Raw genomic sequence first — 17,928 nt, 5'->3', positions numbered from 1 at the left:
CGGGCACTGAAGCCGCAGGGAGTGGAGAGTGCGCCTGGAGCCCGGTGAACGCGTGGTGGTGCGCACCCGCGCGCATCCGCGCGTCCTGCTGCGCGCCGCCGCCCTGCTCGTGGGCACCGCCCTGCTCCTGGGCCTCGTCATGGGCGTCCTCGACCGCCCGGGCCTGCCGGGCCTCGTGGTCCGCTCCCGCTCGTGGCTGCACCTGCTCGCCTGGTCCCTGGCCGCGCTCGCCGTGCTGCTCGGCACGGTGCGGCCCTTCCTGCGCTGGCTCACCCGGCGCACGGTGATCACCACGCGCCGCCTCGTCCAGCGACCCGGCCTCGGCCGGCGCCCCGAGGCCGTCATGCCCCTCGTGTCCATCGCGGACGTGGTGCGCCGCGGCCGAGGCTCGGGCGCGGGGGATCTGCACGTCCGGTTCCAGGACGCCGGCCGCCAGGTCTACTGGCGGCTCACGGACGTCCCGGAGGCCGGCCGCTTCGAGGAGGCGCTGGCCGAGGCCACGCGTCGGGCCCGCGCGCAGTCGTGGCCCGCCCCGCACCCGTCAGGAGGCATCCGTTGACCCGCTCCCACCTGCCGGACACGGCACCGCTGCCCGTCATCCCGCCCGCCCGCGCCCCCGAGGCGAGGCCGGACGCACCCGTGACGCCGGACGCACCCGTGACGCCGGAGAACCCTGCGACCACGGGCGCGCCCGGGCCGTCGTCGACCGCCGCCGCCGACCCCTGGGACCCGGTGCCCACCCCCGGCTGGACCGGCGCCATGCGCACCCTGGACGCGGGGCTCGTGGTGGGCCCGCGCAGCTACACCCAGCGGGAGATGGCCGACCGCCTGGGGGTCCCCCTGGCCACCGCTCGGCGCATCTGGCGGGCCCTGGGATACCCCAGCGGGAAGGACGGGGACAAGGCGTTCACCGACGAGGACGCGCGCGCGTTCGGCGCCGTGCTGCACCTCATGCGCTCCGGCGCGCTGAACGAGGACACCGCCATCTCGCTCGCCCGCTCGATCGGCCAGCTGATGGACCGCATGGTGGTGTGGCAGATCGAGGCCCTCGTGGAGGACAAGATCGTCTCCGGGGGGATGTCCGACCCTTCGGCGCGCCGCGCGGCCGTGGACCTGCTGCCGGAGATCGTCTCCCCGCTCGAGGAGGCCATGGAGGTCGTCTACCGGCGGCAGCTGAACCGCGCCGTGCAGCGCCTCACCGTCCGCGTGGAGGCCGGCCTGGCCGCGAGCGAGCAGGGCCGCGACGGCTCGGAGCACGACGCCCCGCTTCCGCTCGCGCGCGCCGTGGGCTTCGCCGACATGGTCTCCTACACCACGCTCTCCCGCACGATGGACGAGCGGACGCTGGCCCGCATGGTGCAGCGCTTCGAGTCCCGGTGCGCGGAGATCATCTCCTCGGGCGGCGGCTGGCTCGTGAAGACGATCGGCGACGAGGTGCTCTTCAACGCCGAGTCGCCGGAGGCCGGTGCCACGATCGCGCTGAGCCTCTCCGAGGCGCTGGCCGACGACCCCGTGCTGCCCTCGGCGCGCGTCTCCCTCGCGTGGGGCCGCGTGCTCTCCCGCCTCGGGGACATCTACGGACCCACGGTGAACCTCGCCGCGCGCCTGACGTCGCTCGCGGATCCGGGTACGGTGCTCGTGGACGCCCTGACCGCCGCCGCCCTCTCGCAGGACGAACGGTTCGTCCTCGTCCCTCAGCCGCCGAGGATCGTTCGCGGGTTCGGAGAGGTCCGCCCCTCCCTGCTCATGAGCGGTGCCACGCAGACCCTGCTCGTCGACTGATCCCCGGCCGGCCCCGCGTCGGCCGTCCCCGCCACCGACGGAACCCGAGGACCCATGAGCCGCCCTGTGCAGGAGCCGCACCCGTCCGATCCCGCCCGCCCCGGGGCCGCCGACCGCCCCGAGGTCGCCGCCCGCACCCACGTGGGAGCGGTCCGCGAGCTCAACGAGGACACGTGGGTCACCCTGGGGGAGCCGCTCGTGCTCGCCGCGGTGGCGGACGGGATGGGAGGTCACGAGGCCGGCGAGGTGGCCTCGGCCGCCGCCGTCGAGCTGTTGGAGCGGCGCGCCCCCGAGGTCCTCGCCCCCGGGAGCCCGCACACCCTGGAGGAGCTCGCCGCCCTCGTGCACGAGGCCGACGCGGCCGTGATCGAGGCCGGCCACGCCCGCTCCGGCACCACGCTGACCCTGCTGGCCTGCCTGGACGTCGAGCGCAGCCGCTGGGCGATCGCCAACGTGGGGGACTCCCGCGTCTACCGGCGGCCCGCCGACGCGCCGGTGCTCCAGCAGGTCACGGTGGACCACTCCGCCGTGCAGCTGCTCGTGGACGCCGGCCGGCTCACCGCGGACGAGGCGCGCGTGCACCCCCGGCGCAACGTGATCACCCGCGCCCTGGGCTCGCTCGAACCGCTCACCGTGGACGTGGCGGAGGTGGACGCCGCCTCCGGCGACACGTTCGTGCTGTGCAGCGACGGCCTCACGGGCGAGCTGACGGACGAGGAGATCCGGGCGCTGCTGGACGACGCCGCGGACCTCGAGGAGGCCGCCGAGCAGCTCGTCCACGCCGCCCTGTGGCGCGGCGGACGGGACAACATCACCGTGGTGCTGGTCCGGATCCCCTGAGGTGTCCGGGACGGGAACTAGGGTGGTCCCCGTGAGCACCCCCGAGCCCTCCGTCGGCCCCGACGCCCCCGGACAGATCCCCTCCGAGCGCCTCCGCGAGGAGTACGAGACGCTCGTCGAGCAGGTCCGCTCCGCGCGCACCGCGTACTACCAGCAGGACGCCCCGGAGCTCTCGGACGCGGAGTACGACGCGCTGTACCGCCGCCTCGAGGACATCGAGACGCTGCACCCGGAGATCGTCGCCAACGACTCGCCCACCCAGGAGGTCGGCGGCGAGGCCTCCGCCGCGTTCTCCCCGGTCACGCACGGGGCGCGCATGTACTCGCTCGAGGACCTGTTCTCCGAGGAGGAGCTGCGCACCTGGTTCCTGCGCACCGCGGGCACCCTGACGGCGGGCCGCCCGGAGGCGGCGCCGGCGTGGACGGTCGAGGTGAAGATCGACGGGCTGGCCGTGAACCTGCGCTACCGGGAGGGCCGGCTCGTGCAGGCCGCCACCCGCGGCGACGGGCGCGTGGGCGAGGACGTCACGCAGAACGTGCGCACCATCGCCGACGTCCCCCAGACGCTCACCGGCGAGGGATGGCCGGCCGAGTTCGAGGTGCGCGGCGAGGTCTTCATGTCCTCCGCCGCCTTCGCGGAGCTCAACGCGCAGCGCGCAGAGGAGGGTCTGCCGCCCTTCGCGAACCCGCGCAACGCGGCCGCCGGATCCCTGCGCCAGAAGGATCCCGCCGTCACGGCCCGGCGCCCGCTGTCCATGATCCTGCACGGCGTCGGCGCGGGGCCAGACCTCGGCGTCGCCTCCCAGCACGAGGCCTACGACGCGCTGGCGGCCTGGGGCCTGCCCGTGAGCCCGTACACGCGCCTCGTGGAGGGCGCGGACGAGGCCGCGCTGGCCGACGTCGTCGCGGTGATCGAGGAGTACGGGCGCCGCCGGCACGAGCTGATCCACGAGATCGACGGCATCGTGGTCAAGGCCGACGCCTTCGCGGACCAGCGCCTGCTCGGCCACACCTCCCGCGTGCCCCGCTGGGCGGCCGCGTTCAAGTACCCGCCGGAGGAGGTGCACACCCTCCTGCTCGACATCCTCGTCAGCGTGGGCCGCACCGGCCGCGTCACCCCCTTCGCCCACATGGAGCCCGTGTCGGTGGCCGGGTCCACCGTCTCCCTGGCCACGCTGCACAACCAGGACGTGGTCAAGGCCAAGGGCGTGCTGATCGGGGACACCGTCATCCTGCGCAAGGCGGGGGACGTGATCCCCGAGGTCGTGGGCCCCGTGCTGCCGCTGCGCGAGACCGCAGCCGAGCGGGGCATCGAGCTGCGCGAGTTCGTGATGCCCGCCGACTGCCCCTCGTGCGGCACCCCGCTGGCCCCCGCCAAGGAGGGGGACGTGGACCTGCGCTGCCCCAACGCCCGCACCTGCCCGGCCCAGCTGGCCGGCCGCGTCGAGCACCTGGCCAGCCGCGGTGCGTTCGACGTGGAGGCGCTCGGCGAGGAGGCCGCCCGCTGGCTCGTGAACGGGCCCGGCCCGGATCCGGCCGAGAACGGCGGTCGGGTGCTCCCCGAGGGCGCCGGCGTCATCACCGCGGAGGCGCAGGTCTTCGACCTCGCCTCCGGCACGCCCGAGGAGATCACGGGCCCCCGCGGCGAGGACGGCCTGACGGACCTCCAGCGCTCCCTCGGCGAGGTCCGCGTGTGGCGCGAGGGCCGCACGAAGGTGGACGGCCGCATGGTGCCCTCGGGCGTGTTCACGCTCAAGCCGTACTTCTTCACCGCCGGCACCGCGAAGAAGCCGTCCGCGCCCACGGCCAACACGCTGCGCCTGTTCGACGAGCTCGAGAAGGCCAAGTCCCAACCGCTGTGGCGCACCCTCGTGGCGCTGTCCATCCGGCACGTGGGCCCGACGGCGGCCCGCTCGCTGGCCACGGCGTTCGGCTCGATGGCGGCGCTGCGCGCGGCGGCCGAGGCAGGCGACCGGGACCGGCTGGCCGACATCGACGGCGTCGGGCCGATCATCGCGGACGCCCTCATCGAGTGGTTCGCCGAGGACTGGCACCGGGAGATCGTGGACCGCTGGGCCGCCGCGGGCGTCTCCATGGAGGACGAGCAGGACGAGTCCATGCCCCGCACGCTGGAGGGCGTGACCGTGGTGGTCACCGGATCGCTCGAGGGCTTCTCCCGCGACTCCGCGAAGGAGGCCATCCTGGTGCGCGGCGGCAAGGCGTCCGGCTCCGTCTCCAAGAAGACCCACTTCCTCGTGGCCGGGGAGAACGCGGGAACCAAGCTGGAGAAGGCCGAGCAGCTCGGCGTGCCCGTGCTGGACGAGGCCGGGTTCGTCACGCTGCTGGCCGAGGGGCCGGCGGCCGTGCGCCCGGCGGACACGGCCGACCCCACCGACGGCGAGGACGAAGAGGCGTCGGGAACTGCCGACGCCGTCGCAGACGGGGAGGCATCGGCATGAGCGCACGCACCACGGTCCCGGGCCTGCTCGTGGTGGCCAAGGCCGCCGCACGCGCCGGCGCGGACGTCCTGGCCCGGCGCTGGACCGGCCACCACCCGGCCGTCCCGATCGGCGCCGAGGAGATCGGTGCGGAGACGAAGTCCTCCGGCTCCGACTGGGTCACCGACTACGACCGCCGCGCCGAGCAGGCCGTCCGAGGGGTCATCGCCGGCTACCGTCCGTCGGACGAGATCACCGGCGAGGAGTACGGCGCCACCCGCCCCGCCGAGCCGTCCGGGTACCGCTGGTCCATCGACCCGCTGGACGGCACCACCAACTTCGTGCGCGGCCTGCCGCAGTTCTGCACCTCGGTGGCCGTGACCGGCCCGGTGGACGCCGAGACCGCCGACCTGCTGGGGGTGGCCGAGGGCACCGAGCGCTGGCTGGCCGGCGTCGTGGTGGCGCCCGCACTGGGCCGCACCTGGTTCGCGAGCGCGGGCCGAGGCGCCTTCAGCACCGCGGACGCGACGACGGCGGGCGTGGACGTGCCCGACCGCGACGCCGCCCCCGTCCGGATCACCGGCCCCGTGCCGGGGCGCTCCGGGCGGCTGCTCGCCACCGGATTCGGCTACGACCCCGCCCGCCGGGCCCTGCAGGTGCGGGCGCTCGCGGCCTTGCTCCCCGCGTTCGGGGACGTGCGGCGCATCGGCTCGGCCGCCCTGGACCTGTGCATGGTCGCGGACGGCACCCTGGACGCGTATGCCGAGTTCGGCACGCAGGAGTACGACTGGGCCGCCGGCGCGCTCGTGGCGGAGGAGGCCGGGGCCCGCGTGCGCCGGCCCGCGAGCGGCGACGGCACGGCTGATCCCGGCTGGATGGTGGCCGGGGACGTGGACGAGGCCGCCCTGACGGCGGCACAGGAGGTGACCGCGTGAGACGGCTGGTGGGCGATCCCTGGTTCTACCCGGTGCTGTTCGCGGCGTCGGGGATCTTCTTCGCGGTGTGGGGCACGGTGAACCGGAACCTCGCGGTGATCGCGTCCTCGCTGGTGCTGCTGTACTTCGTGCTGCGCTTTCTCCGGGCCACCCGGGTGCGCTCCCGCCCGCTCGCCGGCGCGGAGGCGCACGTGGCGGCGGGCGGCGTCGTGGTGTTCTGGCGGCCCGGCTGCCAGTACTGCATGACGCTGATCAAGGCGCTCACGCCCGCGGAACGCGCGGCGGCCTCCTGGGTGAACATCTGGACAGACGCCGAGGCCGCGGCCGCGCTGCGTCGCCTCCACGCACGGCGCGAAGGTCGCGAGCACGAGGCCGTCCCCACGGTGTGGGCGCGGAAGAAGGACTTCATCGTGGCCGACGACGCCTCGCGCGCCCGCCTGAAGGACATGCTGCGGGCGGCCACGCCCGCGCAGGAGGGGAGCGCCCGATGAGCGGGATCCACGTCCGGGCGCTGCGCCCCGAGGACCACGACGCCGTCGCCGCGCTCACGCTGGCCTCCTACGTGGACGGCGGGCACATCGACCCCGACTCCGAGTACGTGCGGACCCTCACGGACGTGGCCTCCCGGGCGGAGAAGGCGGAGGTCCTCGTGGCCGAGCTCGACGGGCAGGTGGTCGGCTCCGTGGTGCTCACCCCGCTGGGCTCGCCGATGGCGGAGACCGCCGTGGAGGGGGAGTACGAGTTCCGCATGCTGGCCGTGCACCCGGACCACCACCGCCGCGGCGTCGCCCGCGCCCTGATGGCCGCGATCGTGGAGCGGGCCCGGGCCCTGCCCGGGATCGAGGCCATCGCCCTGACCACCATGCCGACGATGACCGACGCCCACCGGCTCTACGAGCGCATGGGCTTCGTGCGGCTGCCCGAGCGGGACTGGCACCTGCGGGACGTGGTCCCGGACCTGGACCCGGCGGACGAGGCCGGTCCCTTCATCGTGTACCGGATGCCGCTGGGCTGACCCGCCCCCGCAGTCCGGCCCGGCTGCCGCCGTGTCCCGTCCGCGCGCGCCGCTAGACTCGGTCCGAACCGAAAGCGGCCCGTCCGGCCCCGTCGCGCGTCCGCGTGCCCGGCCCGGCCACGCCGTCCGACACCACCGTCGTGAAGGAGATCCATGCCGGAGATCACCCGGGAGCAGGTGGAGCACCTCGCCCGCCTGGCCCACATCCAGATGAGCGCGGAGGAGCTGGCCCAGATGCCGGGCGAGCTCGAGGAGATCCTCGCGGCCGTCGAGGACGTGCGCGCGGTGGCCACCGCGGACGTGGAGCCCACCTCCCACCCCATCGCCCTGCACAACGTGTTCCGCGAGGACGTGCCCACGGGCATGCTCACGCAGGAGCAGGCCCTGGACCAGGCGCCGGACGCCGAGGACGGCCAGTTCAAGGTCCCCGCGATCCTGGACGGAGAGTGATCACGAGCATGACCGAGACCTTCGATGTGAACGCCGAGGCGGGCGCCGACCAGCTGGTCCGCCTCACCGCCCTGCAGATGGCCGAGCGCCTGCGCGCCGGCACCACCACCTCCGTGGAGCTCGTCCAGGCGCACCTGGACCGCATCGCGGAGTTCGACGGCGACCCGCGCGCCGACGCCGCAGAGGACCGCGGCGTGCGGGCGTACCTGCACGTCAACGCGGAGGAGGCGCTCGCCGTCGCCGCCGAGGTGGACGCGATCCGCGCCGCCGGGGGCGCCGAGGCCGAGGCCCTGCACCCGCTGGCCGGCGTGCCGGTGGCGATCAAGGACAACATCGTCACCGTCGGGCAGCCCACGACGGCGGCCTCCAGGATGCTCGACGGCTGGATGAGCCCGTACGACGCCACGGTCATCGAGCGGATCCGCGCCGCCCGCCTGCCGATCCTGGGCAAGACCAACATGGACGAGTTCGCGATGGGCGGCTCCACCGAGTACTCCGCGTTCGGCGTGACCCGCAACCCGTGGGACCTGGACCGGGTGCCCGGCGGCTCCGGTGGCGGCTCGGCCGCCGCGGTGGCCGCGTTCCTCGCCCCGTTCGCCCTGGGCTCGGACACGGGCGGCTCCATCCGCGAGCCCGCCGCGTTCACCGGCACCGTGGGCGTCAAGCCCACGTACGGCGCCGTGTCCCGCTTCGGCGTGATCGCGATGGCCTCCTCGCTGGACCAGGTGGGCCCCGCCGCGCGCACCGTGGCGGACGCCGCCGCGCTGCAGCAGGTGATCGCCGGCCATGACGAGCGCGACTCCACCTCGCTGCCCGAGGAGCCCGCCGACCTCGGCGCGGCCGCTGCCCGCGGGAACCTCTCCGGCCTGCGCATCGGCGTGATCGCCGACCTGCGCGAGGACGGCTACCACCCCGGTGTGAAGGCGGCCTTCGACGCCGACGTCGCCGCCCTGCGAGAGGCGGGCGCGGAGATCGTCGAGGTCTCCTGCCCGCACTTCCACGCGGCCCTGGGCGCGTACTACCTCATCATGCCCTCGGAGGTCTCCTCCAACCTGGCCCGCTTCGACGGCGTCCGCTACGGCAACCGCGTGGTCCCGGCCGGCGGCGGCACGATCGAGCAGGTCATGGGCGCCACCCGCGCCGCCGGCTTCGGCCCCGAGGTCAAGCGCCGCATCATCCTGGGCACCTACGCCCTCTCCGCGGGCTACTACGACGCCTACTACGGCTCCGCGCAGAAGGTCCGCACGCTCGTGCAGCAGGACTTCGCGGCCGCCTTCGAGCAGGTGGACGTGCTGCTGAGCCCCACCGCGCCGGGCACCGCGTTCGCGCTGGGGGAGCAGACGAAGGATCCGGTCACCATGTACCTCAACGACTACGCGACCATCCCGGCCAACCTGGCCGGGGTCCCGGGCATCTCGGTGCCCGGCGGCCTCGTGGACGGCCTGCCGTACGGCCTGCAGTTCACGGCCCCGGCGCGCGAGGACGCCCGCCTGTACGAGGTGGGCGCCGCCGTCGAGGCGCTGGTGACCCGCCGCGGCGGCTCGCCCGTGTGGGCGCAGGCCCCCGAGCTCGAGAAGGGCGCGCAGCGCCGCACCGGCGCCGAGCGCGCCACCACCACGGACGGAGGAGCCGCGTGAGCCACGCAGAGCAGACCATGGACGTCGCCGAGGCGATGGAGCGCTTCGACCCGGTGCTCGGGTTCGAGGTGCACGTGGAGCTGAACACCGCCACGAAGATCTTCTCCTCGGCCGCCAACGCGTTCGGCGACCAGCCGAACACCAACGTCACCCCGCTCGACCTCGGCCTGCCGGGCACGCTGCCCGTGCTGAACCGGCAGGCCGTGGAGTTCGCGATCCGCCTGGGCCTGGCCCTGAACGCGCAGATCGCCCCGACGTGCCGGTTCGCGCGGAAGAACTACTTCTACCCGGACACCCCGAAGAACTTCCAGACGTCCCAGTACGACGAGCCGATCGTGTTCGACGGCCACCTGGACGTGGAGCTCGAGGACGGCACCGTGTTCCGCGTGGAGATCGAGCGCGCCCACCTCGAGGACGACGCCGGCAAGCTCACCCACCAGGGCGGGTCCGGCCGCATCCAGGGCGCCTCGAGCTCCCTGGTGGACTACAACCGCGCGGGCGTGCCGCTCATCGAGATCGTGACCCGGCCCATCGTCGGCGCGGGGGAGCGGGCCCCGGAGATCGCGCGCGCCTACGTGGCCGCCATCCGGGACATCGTGAAGGCCATCGGCATCTCGGACGCCCGCATGGAGCACGGCAACGTGCGCTGCGACGCGAACGTCTCCCTCATGGAGAAGGGCGCCGAGGTCTTCGGCACGCGCACCGAGACCAAGAACGTGAGCTCCACGCGCGCGGTGCAGCACGCCGTCACCCACGAGATCCAGCGTCAGGCCGCCGTGCTCGCCGCGGGCGGGACCATCACGCAGGAGACCCGCCACTGGCACGAGGACACGCGCACGACGACGTCGGGCCGTCCCAAGTCCGACGCCGACGACTACCGCTACTTCCCCGAGCCGGACCTCGTGCCCGTCGTCGTGGACGAGGCGTGGATCGAGCGCGTGCGCGCCGAGCTGCCCGAGCTGCCGGCCGTGCGCAACAGGCGCCTGAAGGCGGAGTGGGGCTACTCGGACGAGGAGTTCCGCGACGTCGTCAACGCCGGCGTGCTGGACGAGATCGTCGCCACGGTCGAGGCCGGGGCGTCCGCGCCGGCGGCCCGCAAGTGGTGGATGGGCGAGATCGCCCGCCTGGCCAACGTGCGCGAGGTGGCCGTGGCCGAGCTCGGCATCGCCCCCGCCCACGTGGTGGAGGTCGAGGAGCTCATCGCCGCGAAGACCATCAACGACAAGATCGCCAAGCAGGTGCTCGGCCTCGTCGCCGACGGCGAGGGCGCCCCGAAGGAGATCGTGGCGGCCAAGGGCCTGGCCGTGGTCTCCGACGACGGCGCGCTCACCGCCGCCGTGGACGCCGCGATCGCCGCCAACCCGGACGTGGCCGAGAAGATCAAGGGCGGCAAGATGGCCGCCGTCGGCGCCCTGATCGGCCCGGTCATGAAGGCCACCCGCGGGCAGGCCGACGCCGGCCGCGTGCGCGAGATCGTGCTCGAGCGCCTCGGGGTCGGCTGACCGGGGAGTCTCACCCCAGCGCGGTCACCGCCCGCGTCACACGCGGAAGCGTCTTGCGCAGCAGCGTGCGCCAGGAGCGGTCCGGGATGCCCACCAGTGCGTCCCGGGCCGCGGCGTCGTCGAGGGTCTCGAGGGCCATGACGCCGAGCCACACGCGGGCGCGCCGCGCCTCGGCCGCGTCCCGGGCCACGTCCTCGACGAGCTCCTCGCCGTGCCACAGGCCGAGGTAGGCGACGTTGAGTGCGGGGTCCCACGCGCACGCCAGGTCCCAGTCGAGGATCCCCGCCAGCCGCCACGTCGGCTCGGGGTGCACGGGCGTGCCCGGCTCGGGCAGCCACCGCAGGTTGTGCCCGGCCAGATCCCCGTGCACCAGACACGGCGGCACGGGCGGCTCCGCGGTCCAGCGCGTCACCGCGTCGGTCAGGCTCGCGACGACGCTGGGCCAGGCGGCCAGGGGAGTCGCGTCGCCCTGAACCCGATCCGGGCCGCTGTCCGCCTCCCGCGTCGGCGGCGCATCGCCCGGCCAGCCGCCGAGCCGCCCCGCGAGCCGCTCGGGCAGCGCGGCGACGGCGGCGACGCGCTCGGCCGTCCACGGCCCGCGGAAGGCGAAGGGCGCCCCGAGATGCGGGGCGATGCGGGGGTCGGCGACGTCGACGGCAGCGAGGGCGTCGACGATGCCGCGCAGCACAGCCGGGTCGCCCTCGTGCGGCGGGTGGGGGAAGCCGGGCAGGTGGGTCTGCAGGACGGCCGCGGTGCCGCCGGGGCCGGGGACGGGGACCGCGCCGCCGTCGTCACCCGCGCCTGAACGGACCGCCTCAGCACCCACCACCTCCGAGAGCGAGACCGGCAGCGGCCACGGCAGCCCCGCCGCCGCGAGGCCGTCCACGAGGGCCACCCGGCGCTCCAGCTGGGCGGCCGGATCGCGCTCCCGACTCCACACCGTGCCCGGTGCCGCGCCCGCCTCGTGGAGGCGTGCCATGCGCAGCACGCCCACGTCCTCGAGCACGAGCACCCGGTGGAACTGCCCGCCCTCCTCGACGCCGCCGGCGGACCAATCGGCCGCGCGGAGGCGGGCCGTCGTCGTCGGGTCCAGGCCGGGCCGCAGGCGCTCGAGCGCCGCGGCCACCAGCTCGAGCTCGGACGGGACGGGATCGCTGGCCATGCTCCCAGGGTAGGGGAGGGTGCCGTCCCTACACTGGCCCCCGTGACCACGCCCGCTCCCTGCGCCTCCGCGCCGACCCGCACCCCCGGCGCCTCCGCGAACGCCGCGCACCTGCCCGACCCCTCCGCCCGCACGGTGCGGTGGGAGATCGCGATCGTGCTGGGGCTCTCGCTCGGGCGCTCGGCGGTGTACGCGGTGGTGCAGCTGATCGACAAGGCCACCCGGGCCCCGCTCGGCGAGCAGACCACCGTCCTGAATCCCACCGTGAACGACCGCTGGATCTTCGACCTCGTCTACCAGCTCCTGGACATCGGCTTCGCCCTCGTGCCGGTCGCGCTCGTGCTCCACCTGATGTGGCTGCGGGGGCGGAACCCGTTCCGCACGCTCGGCCTGGATCTGCGCCGCCCCGGTCGCGACCTGGCCTGGGGCCTGGGCCTGTTCGCGGCCATCGGGCTGGGCACGCTCGGCGTCTACGCGGGCGGCCGCGCGGCCGGCATCACGACGGCGATCGTCGCCAACGCGATGGACCCGAGCTGGTACGCGGTGCCCGTGCTGCTGCTCTCCGCCGCGCGGCATGCGCTGCTCGAGGAGGTGATCGTCGTCGCCTGGATGGTGGACCGGCTGGGGTATCTCCAGCAGCTGCGCGCCGCCGGTCTCGCACGGCATCCTGCGCCGGCGCTGCCCTCGCCCGCGGCGACAGGCCTCTTCCTGCCCGTCCGCGTCTGGACCGTGGTGCTGGCCTTGGCGGTGCTGCGCGCGGGATACCACCTGTACCAGGGGGTCGGCCCGGGGATCGGCAACGCGCTCATGGGCGTGGTGTTCACGCTGTTCTTCGTGCGGCACCGGCGGGTCGTCCCGCTCGTGGTGGCGCACTTCCTGCTGGACGCCGTCGGGTTTGTCGGCTATCCGCTGCTGGCGCGGGCGGGACTGCTCGGCTGAGCGGCCCCGCCCGCAGGCCCGCTCAGAGCGTGATCTCGCCCTTCGGGGTGCGGAAGGTGACCGAGGAGATGCCCGGGGTGCCGGACGGGGCCACGTAGGCGATGTCGACGTCGGCCACGGCGTCCTCCTCCGTGCCGCCCAGCCACTCGCGCAGGCGGTCCGGGGACCCGGCCATGGAGAGGTGGGCGATCGCGGCCTGCGGCTCGGCGGCCTGGGACGGGTGCATGTCCTCCTGGCCGTCGGCCCAGCGCACGATGAACGGCAGCTGCGGGTCGGCAAGGGTGCCCTTGACGCCGATCTGACGCCAGGACAGCTCCCGGCCGTCGGGGAAGCGGCGGATGCCGGGCACGGCCTCGCGCTCCAGGCGGCGCTCGAAGCGGCCGATGTCCGGGGTGGAGACGGCCCAGCTCATCCAGCCGCCGCCCTGCTCGGAGCGGGCGCGGACGAGCTGGCCGAAGGGGGCGCTGAGGGAGGCCGGGTGGTCCATGGCCTCCACGACCTCGAGCCACTGCCCGTTCCGCATGGGGAACAGGGCGTTGTGGGTGCCGAAGCGCGGGTGCACGCCGCCCTTGATGCGGTCGATGCCGAGGGTCTCGACGAGGCGCTCCACGGTGGCCTCGAGGCCCTCGGGCCCGGCGGCGTAGGAGACGTGGTCCATCCGGCAGGTGTTCACGGCGTTGTTCCTCTCCGAACCCCCGGGCGGGCCGGGCGTCGAACGCGATGGGAGGGCGGCGCCGTCGGCCCCTTGACCACCGAGCCGCCCCTGTGATTCACAGCGTATCCATGTGTGACACGCCCGATGAAATCGACCCCGCACCCGTGGCACACTGGCGGCACGGTCACGAGAGTCAGCGTCTTTGCCCCGGCATGCTGACCGGCAACCCTCCTTCCGCGGTGGGGTGCCCCGGGTGACGACCAGGCCGGCTCCCACACGGGCTGCCGGCAAGCGCGGGCCGTCCCCTCGGCCCCTCTCGACGACGCCGGGGCACCCCCGGCGCGAGGCGCCGGGTCGACCCGGCGCACCGACCGCCGGGAGGGACGCGGGTCCGGCCCCTGAGGAGCTCAGGAGAGTCCGCCATGACCGACCAGAACATCCCCGCCGAGACCACGCCCCTGACCCCGGCCGCCGCGTGGGGCTTCTCCACCGCGCAGGTCCACGCCGGCGCCGCCCCCGGCCAGCACGCCTTCGGCGCGACGGCCCTGCCCATCTACCAGACCACCTCGTTCGACTTCCCCTCCGCCGAGGTGGCGGCGGACCGGTTCGCCCTCAAGGACCTGGACCCGCTCTACACCCGCATCGGCAACCCGACCCAGTCCCCGGTGGAGGAGAAGATCGCCGCGCTCGAGGGCGGCGTGGGCGCGCTGCTGCTGGCCTCCGGCCAGGCGGCCACGACCTTCTCGATCCTCAACGTCGCCGGAGCCGGGGACCACGTCGTCGCCTCGGCGAGCCTCTACGGCGGCACGCAGAACCTCTTCAAGCACACCCTCGCCAAGGTCGGCGTCGAGACGACGTTCGTGACCGATCCGGACGACATCGAGTCCTGGCGCGCCGCCGTGAAGCCGAACACCAAGGCCTTCTTCGGGGAGACCCTCGGCAACCCCCGGGGCGACGTGCTGGACGTTCGGGCGGTGGCCGACGTCGCGCACGAGGCGGGCGTGCCGCTGATCGTGGACAACACGCTGGCCACCCCGTACCTGCTGCGCCCGATCGAGCACGGCGCGGACATCGTCACCCACTCGGCCACGAAGTACCTCGGCGGGCACGCCGCCGCCATGGCCGGCGTGATCGTCGACGGCGGCACGTTCGACTTCGCGCAGCACCCCGAGCGCTTCCCCGGGTTCAACGAGCCGGACGAGTCCTACCACGGGCTCGTGTACGCGCGGGACCTGGGCGTCGGCTCCGCCCTGGGCGCCAACCTCGCGTTCATCCTCAAGGCGCGCGTGCAGCTGCTGCGCGACTACGGCTCCTCGATCTCCCCGTTCAACGCCTTCCTCGTCAACCTCGGCCTCGAGACCCTCTCCCTGCGCATGCAGCGCGCCGTGGCCAACGCGACGGCCGTGGCCGCGTGGCTCGAGGCGCGCGACGACGTGGACTCCGTGGTCTACGCCGGCCTGCCCTCCAGCCCGTGGCACGAGCGGGCGCAGCGGTACCTGCCGCGCGGCGCAGGCGCGTTCGTCTCCTTCGAGATCGCGGGCGGCGCCGAGGCGGGCGCGGCGTTCGTGGACGGGCTTGAGCTGCTGCACCACGTGGCCAACATCGGCGACGTCCGCTCGCTCGTGGTGCACCCGGCCTCCACCACCCACGCCCAGCTCACCGAGGACGAGCAGCGCGCCGCCGGCGTCACCCCCGGCCTGGTGCGACTCTCGCTCGGCGTGGAGGACGTCGAGGACATCCTCGCCGACCTGGAGCGCGGCTTCGCGGCGGCGGCCGGTGCGGGGGAGGGCACCCGATGACCGCGGTCGCGAGCCGCCCGTCCCTGACCGTCGACCTCCCCGAGGGCGCCCGCCACACCGTCTCGGTCGGGCCCCTGACCACCGAGACCGGCGGCTTCCTCCCGGACGTCACCCTCACGTACGAGACGTGGGGGACCCTGGACGCCGACGGCTCCAACGCGGTCCTCGTGCTGCACGCCCTCACGGGCGACTCGCACGTGGCCGCGCACGCCGCAGACCCGACGCCGGGCTGGTGGGACGCGCTCGTCGGCCCCGGCCGGGCGGTGGACACGGACCGCTGGTTCGTCGTCGCCCCCGCGATGGTGGGCGGCTGTCACGGTTCCACGGGCCCGTCCTCGCCCGACCCCGACGGCGTGCCGTGGGGCTCGCGCTTCCCGTTCCTCACGCTGCGCGACGCGGTGGAGGCCGAGCGCCGCCTCGCCGACCACCTCGGGATCGACGTGTGGCAGGCCGTGATCGGCGGGTCGATGGGCGGGGCCCGCGCCCTGGAGTGGGCGGTCTCCCACCCGGAGCGCGTGGCCGGCGTCGGGGTGCTCGCTTCGACGGCGCAGTCCTCGGCGGACCAGATCGCCTGGGGCCAGGCGCAGGCCGCGGCCATCCGGCTCGACCCGGCGCACCGCGAGGGCGACTACTACGGCGGACCCGGACCCGAGACGGGCCTCGGGATCGCCCGGCGCATCGCCCACACCACCTACCGCACGGCCGAGGAGCTCGAGTACCGCTTCGGCCGCGAGCCGCAGGGCGCGGAGGACCCGTTCGGGGCCGCCGTCGGGAGGCGGCAGGGACGCTACGCGGTGGAGTCCTACCTGGACCACCAGGCCGCGAAGCTGTCCGCGCGGTTCGACGCGAACTCCTACCTCGTGCTCACCGAGGCGCTCATGAGCCACGACGTCGCCCGTGGGCGGGGGAGCCTGTCCGAGGCGCTGGGGCGCTTCCGCGGGCGGGCCTTCGTGGCCGCCGTCGACTCCGACCGGCTGTACCGGCCCGAGGAGTCGGCGCTGCTCGCGGAGCTGCTGCCCGGCGAGGTGCCCGTCCACTCGATCGTCTCGCCGATCGGCCATGACGGGTTCCTCACGGAGTACGGGCAGGTCGCCGACGCCCTGAAGGAGACCCTCGCCCTCTGACCGCTCAGGAGGCCGGCTCGGCGGGCGGCGTGACCGGCAGCGACTCCGTGTGGTCCGAGCCGTGCGGCATCTCCACGCCGAACAGCGGCTCGGGCACGGGGCGCTTGGCGCTGACCCCGTCGCCGGAGGAGACGCCGCGGATGCGTCGGATCACCCACGGCGCCAGGTGGGCCCGCGCCCACTTGGCGTTGGACACGCGGGCCTGACGCCACGTCCGGGGCGCGGCCGGCTTGGGCTGGAGGGGCTCCAGATCGTGCTCGACGCCGAGGGTGTCCAGCACCATCGCCGCGATGGTGTGGTGCCCGGTGGGGGAGAAGTGCAGCCGGTCCTCTGCCCACATCTCGGGCCTCGAGAGCTGCTTGAGCGACCACATGTCCGGCACGAGCGCGTCGTGGCGCAGCGCCACGGTGCGCACGTTCTCGTTGTAGATCGCCACCTTCCCCCGGATGCGTCCCAGCACGGGGGTGTCACGGACGTCGGTCACGTTGAACAGGAGCACGGTGGCGCCCGTTCCCGCGAGCTTCCCGACGGCGGCGTCCAGGCGGCGGGCGACGTCGTCGGGGTCGGCGCCGCGCAGGATGTCGTTGCCGCCCGCGCAGATGCTGATGAGGTCCGGGGCCAGCTCGATGGCCGGGTCCACCTGGTCGGCGGCGATCTGATCGATCAGCTTGCCGCGCACGGCGAGGTTCGCGTAGGCGAACGGCTCCGGCCCCTCGGCGTGGCGGGCCAGCTCCTCGGCCACGCGGTCGGCCCAGCCGCGGTGGTAGCCGAGCTGGTCCGGGTCCGGATCCCCGATGCCCTCCGTGAAGGAGTCGCCGAGGGCCACGTAGCGGCGCCAGGGGTGACCGGTGGGCTGATCGTCGACGGGCGGCACGATGGTGTTACTCACGGGTAGCAGTCTGCTCCAGGGGCCGACCCACGGTCAATCGCTAGGCTGAGCCGGTGACCGAGCCCTCCCACACCCCCTCCGCCCCGGGCCCCGAGCCCGTCGTCCGCTGGTCCCGCCCCGAGGGCGAGCGCACCGAGCACCTGCTGATCCTGCTCCACGGCTACGGCGCGAGCGAGCACGACCTCTTCGGCCTCGTGCCCCAGCTGCCGGAGCCGTTCACGGTGGCCGCCGTCCGCGCCCCGCTGACCCTCCAGCCCGGCATGCACGCGTGGTTCCCGCTCTCCCAGGACCCGGTGACGGGGGAGATCGGCTCCGACGACGCTCCGGCCGTCCGCCGCGCGACAGAGGACCTGCACGCGTGGGTGCAGACCGTGCGCGGCGACTTCCGCACCGTCTCTCTGCTCGGCTTCTCGCAGGGCATGGCGCTGGCGACCTCTCTGCTGCGCCTGGACCCGGAGGCCTACGCGTGCACGGTCGCGCTCTCCGGCTTCGTGATCGACCCGGACCTCGCCGAGCCCGGCCTCGAGGGCCTCTTCATCCGCGACGACGAGGTCGCCCGGCTCACGCCGAAGGTCTTCTGGGGCCGTGGCCAGGACGACCCGGTCATCTCCGAGGCGCGCGTCGAGTCCGCCCACGCGTGGCTCACCGCGCACACGGACCTCATGAAGATCGTCTACGCGGGCCTGCCCCACGCGATCAACCAGCAGGAGCTCGGCCACGTGCGCGAATACCTGCAGCACACGGTGCTGAAGGGCCGCTGAG

17 protein-coding genes and 1 riboswitch are annotated in these 17,928 nt (G+C 74.5%); of the genes, 14 read left to right on the top strand and 3 right to left on the bottom strand.

What is annotated here, in order from left to right; genetic code table 11:
* The first annotated feature begins 28 nt into the window (after positions 1–28).
* From AB0302_RS10455 to gatB, 10 genes are all read left to right on the top strand, one after another.
* Positions 29–559, top strand: a complete 531-nt coding sequence (locus AB0302_RS10455; RefSeq protein ID WP_366371921.1) for a PH domain-containing protein — start codon at positions 29–31, stop codon at positions 557–559.
* Positions 556–1,782: an adenylate/guanylate cyclase domain-containing protein gene (locus AB0302_RS10450; protein WP_366371919.1), complete on the top strand. Its 1,227-nt coding sequence runs from the start codon at positions 556–558 to the stop codon at positions 1,780–1,782. Before AB0302_RS10455 ends, AB0302_RS10450 begins: the two co-directional genes overlap by 4 nt.
* Before the next feature lie 54 nt (positions 1,783–1,836).
* Positions 1,837–2,622, top strand: coding sequence for a protein phosphatase 2C domain-containing protein (locus AB0302_RS10445; protein WP_366371917.1), 786 nt, complete (start codon positions 1,837–1,839; stop codon positions 2,620–2,622).
* A 31-nt stretch (positions 2,623–2,653) separates the two neighbouring features.
* Complete coding sequence (gene ligA, locus AB0302_RS10440; protein WP_366371915.1) at positions 2,654–5,080, top strand: NAD-dependent DNA ligase LigA; 2,427 nt, start codon at positions 2,654–2,656, stop codon at positions 5,078–5,080.
* On the top strand, positions 5,077–5,994 hold the full coding sequence (locus AB0302_RS10435) for an inositol monophosphatase family protein (protein ID WP_366371913.1): 918 nt from the start codon (positions 5,077–5,079) through the stop codon (positions 5,992–5,994). Before ligA ends, AB0302_RS10435 begins: the two co-directional genes overlap by 4 nt.
* Entirely contained in the window at positions 5,991–6,485 is a 495-nt protein-coding gene (locus AB0302_RS10430) for a glutaredoxin domain-containing protein (RefSeq protein ID WP_366371911.1), read from the top strand. The genes AB0302_RS10435 and AB0302_RS10430 overlap by 4 nt, the downstream gene beginning before the upstream one ends.
* Positions 6,482–7,009, top strand: coding sequence for a GNAT family N-acetyltransferase (locus AB0302_RS10425; RefSeq protein WP_366371909.1), 528 nt, complete (start codon positions 6,482–6,484; stop codon positions 7,007–7,009). Before AB0302_RS10430 ends, AB0302_RS10425 begins: the two co-directional genes overlap by 4 nt.
* A 153-nt stretch (positions 7,010–7,162) precedes the next feature.
* Positions 7,163–7,459: an Asp-tRNA(Asn)/Glu-tRNA(Gln) amidotransferase subunit GatC gene (gatC, locus tag AB0302_RS10420; RefSeq protein ID WP_366371907.1), complete on the top strand. Its 297-nt coding sequence runs from the start codon at positions 7,163–7,165 to the stop codon at positions 7,457–7,459.
* Between the two features lie 8 nt (positions 7,460–7,467).
* Positions 7,468–9,096, top strand: a complete 1,629-nt coding sequence (gene gatA / locus AB0302_RS10415) for an Asp-tRNA(Asn)/Glu-tRNA(Gln) amidotransferase subunit GatA (protein ID WP_366371905.1) — start codon at positions 7,468–7,470, stop codon at positions 9,094–9,096.
* Positions 9,093–10,598, top strand: a complete 1,506-nt coding sequence (gene gatB, locus AB0302_RS10410) for an Asp-tRNA(Asn)/Glu-tRNA(Gln) amidotransferase subunit GatB (protein WP_366371903.1) — start codon at positions 9,093–9,095, stop codon at positions 10,596–10,598. The genes gatA and gatB overlap by 4 nt, the downstream gene beginning before the upstream one ends.
* 10 nt (positions 10,599–10,608) lie before the next feature.
* On the opposite strand, the gene AB0302_RS10405 is transcribed toward gatB, so the two are convergent.
* Positions 10,609–11,760 carry a phosphotransferase gene (locus AB0302_RS10405; protein WP_366371901.1) on the bottom strand — a complete coding sequence of 384 codons (1,152 nt, stop codon included), beginning with the start codon at positions 11,758–11,760 and terminating at the stop codon, positions 10,609–10,611.
* A 111-nt stretch (positions 11,761–11,871) separates the two neighbouring features.
* On the opposite strand from AB0302_RS10405, the gene AB0302_RS10400 reads away from it, so the two are divergent.
* Positions 11,872–12,699 (top strand): CPBP family intramembrane glutamic endopeptidase, encoded by an 828-nt coding sequence (locus AB0302_RS10400; protein WP_366371940.1) that lies wholly within the window; start codon positions 11,872–11,874, stop codon positions 12,697–12,699.
* 22 nt (positions 12,700–12,721) lie between these two features.
* On the opposite strand, the gene AB0302_RS10395 is transcribed toward AB0302_RS10400, so the two are convergent.
* The gene (locus AB0302_RS10395; protein WP_366371899.1) at positions 12,722–13,372 is read right to left on the bottom strand and encodes a VOC family protein; all 651 of its coding nucleotides are present in this window, start codon (positions 13,370–13,372) and stop codon (positions 12,722–12,724) included.
* 164 nt (positions 13,373–13,536) lie between these two features.
* Positions 13,537–13,654, top strand: a riboswitch (SAM riboswitch).
* A gap of 122 nt (positions 13,655–13,776) precedes the next feature.
* Between AB0302_RS10395 and AB0302_RS10390 the strand changes: the two genes are divergently transcribed.
* Both AB0302_RS10390 and AB0302_RS10385 read left to right on the top strand, forming a co-directional pair.
* Positions 13,777–15,153 carry a bifunctional o-acetylhomoserine/o-acetylserine sulfhydrylase gene (locus tag AB0302_RS10390; RefSeq protein ID WP_366371897.1) on the top strand — a complete coding sequence of 459 codons (1,377 nt, stop codon included), beginning with the start codon at positions 13,777–13,779 and terminating at the stop codon, positions 15,151–15,153.
* Positions 15,150–16,277 carry a homoserine O-acetyltransferase gene (locus AB0302_RS10385; RefSeq protein ID WP_366371895.1) on the top strand — a complete coding sequence of 376 codons (1,128 nt, stop codon included), beginning with the start codon at positions 15,150–15,152 and terminating at the stop codon, positions 16,275–16,277. The genes AB0302_RS10390 and AB0302_RS10385 overlap by 4 nt, the downstream gene beginning before the upstream one ends.
* 4 nt (positions 16,278–16,281) lie before the next feature.
* Here the strand turns inward: AB0302_RS10385 and AB0302_RS10380 are convergent, their stop codons facing one another.
* Entirely contained in the window at positions 16,282–17,166 is an 885-nt protein-coding gene (locus tag AB0302_RS10380; protein WP_366371893.1) for an SGNH/GDSL hydrolase family protein, read from the bottom strand.
* Between the two features lie 53 nt (positions 17,167–17,219).
* On the opposite strand from AB0302_RS10380, the gene AB0302_RS10375 reads away from it, so the two are divergent.
* Positions 17,220–17,927 carry a phospholipase gene (locus tag AB0302_RS10375; protein ID WP_366371891.1) on the top strand — a complete coding sequence of 236 codons (708 nt, stop codon included), beginning with the start codon at positions 17,220–17,222 and terminating at the stop codon, positions 17,925–17,927.
* The last annotated feature ends 1 nt before the right edge of the window (position 17,928 follow it).

This window comes from Micrococcus sp. NPDC078436 (assembly GCF_040702705.1).
In the GTDB taxonomy this organism is placed as follows: Bacteria; Actinomycetota; Actinomycetes; order Actinomycetales; family Micrococcaceae; genus Micrococcus.
Note: the sequence above shows the minus strand (reverse complement) of the source record. Positions and strands in the feature narration are given on the sequence as shown.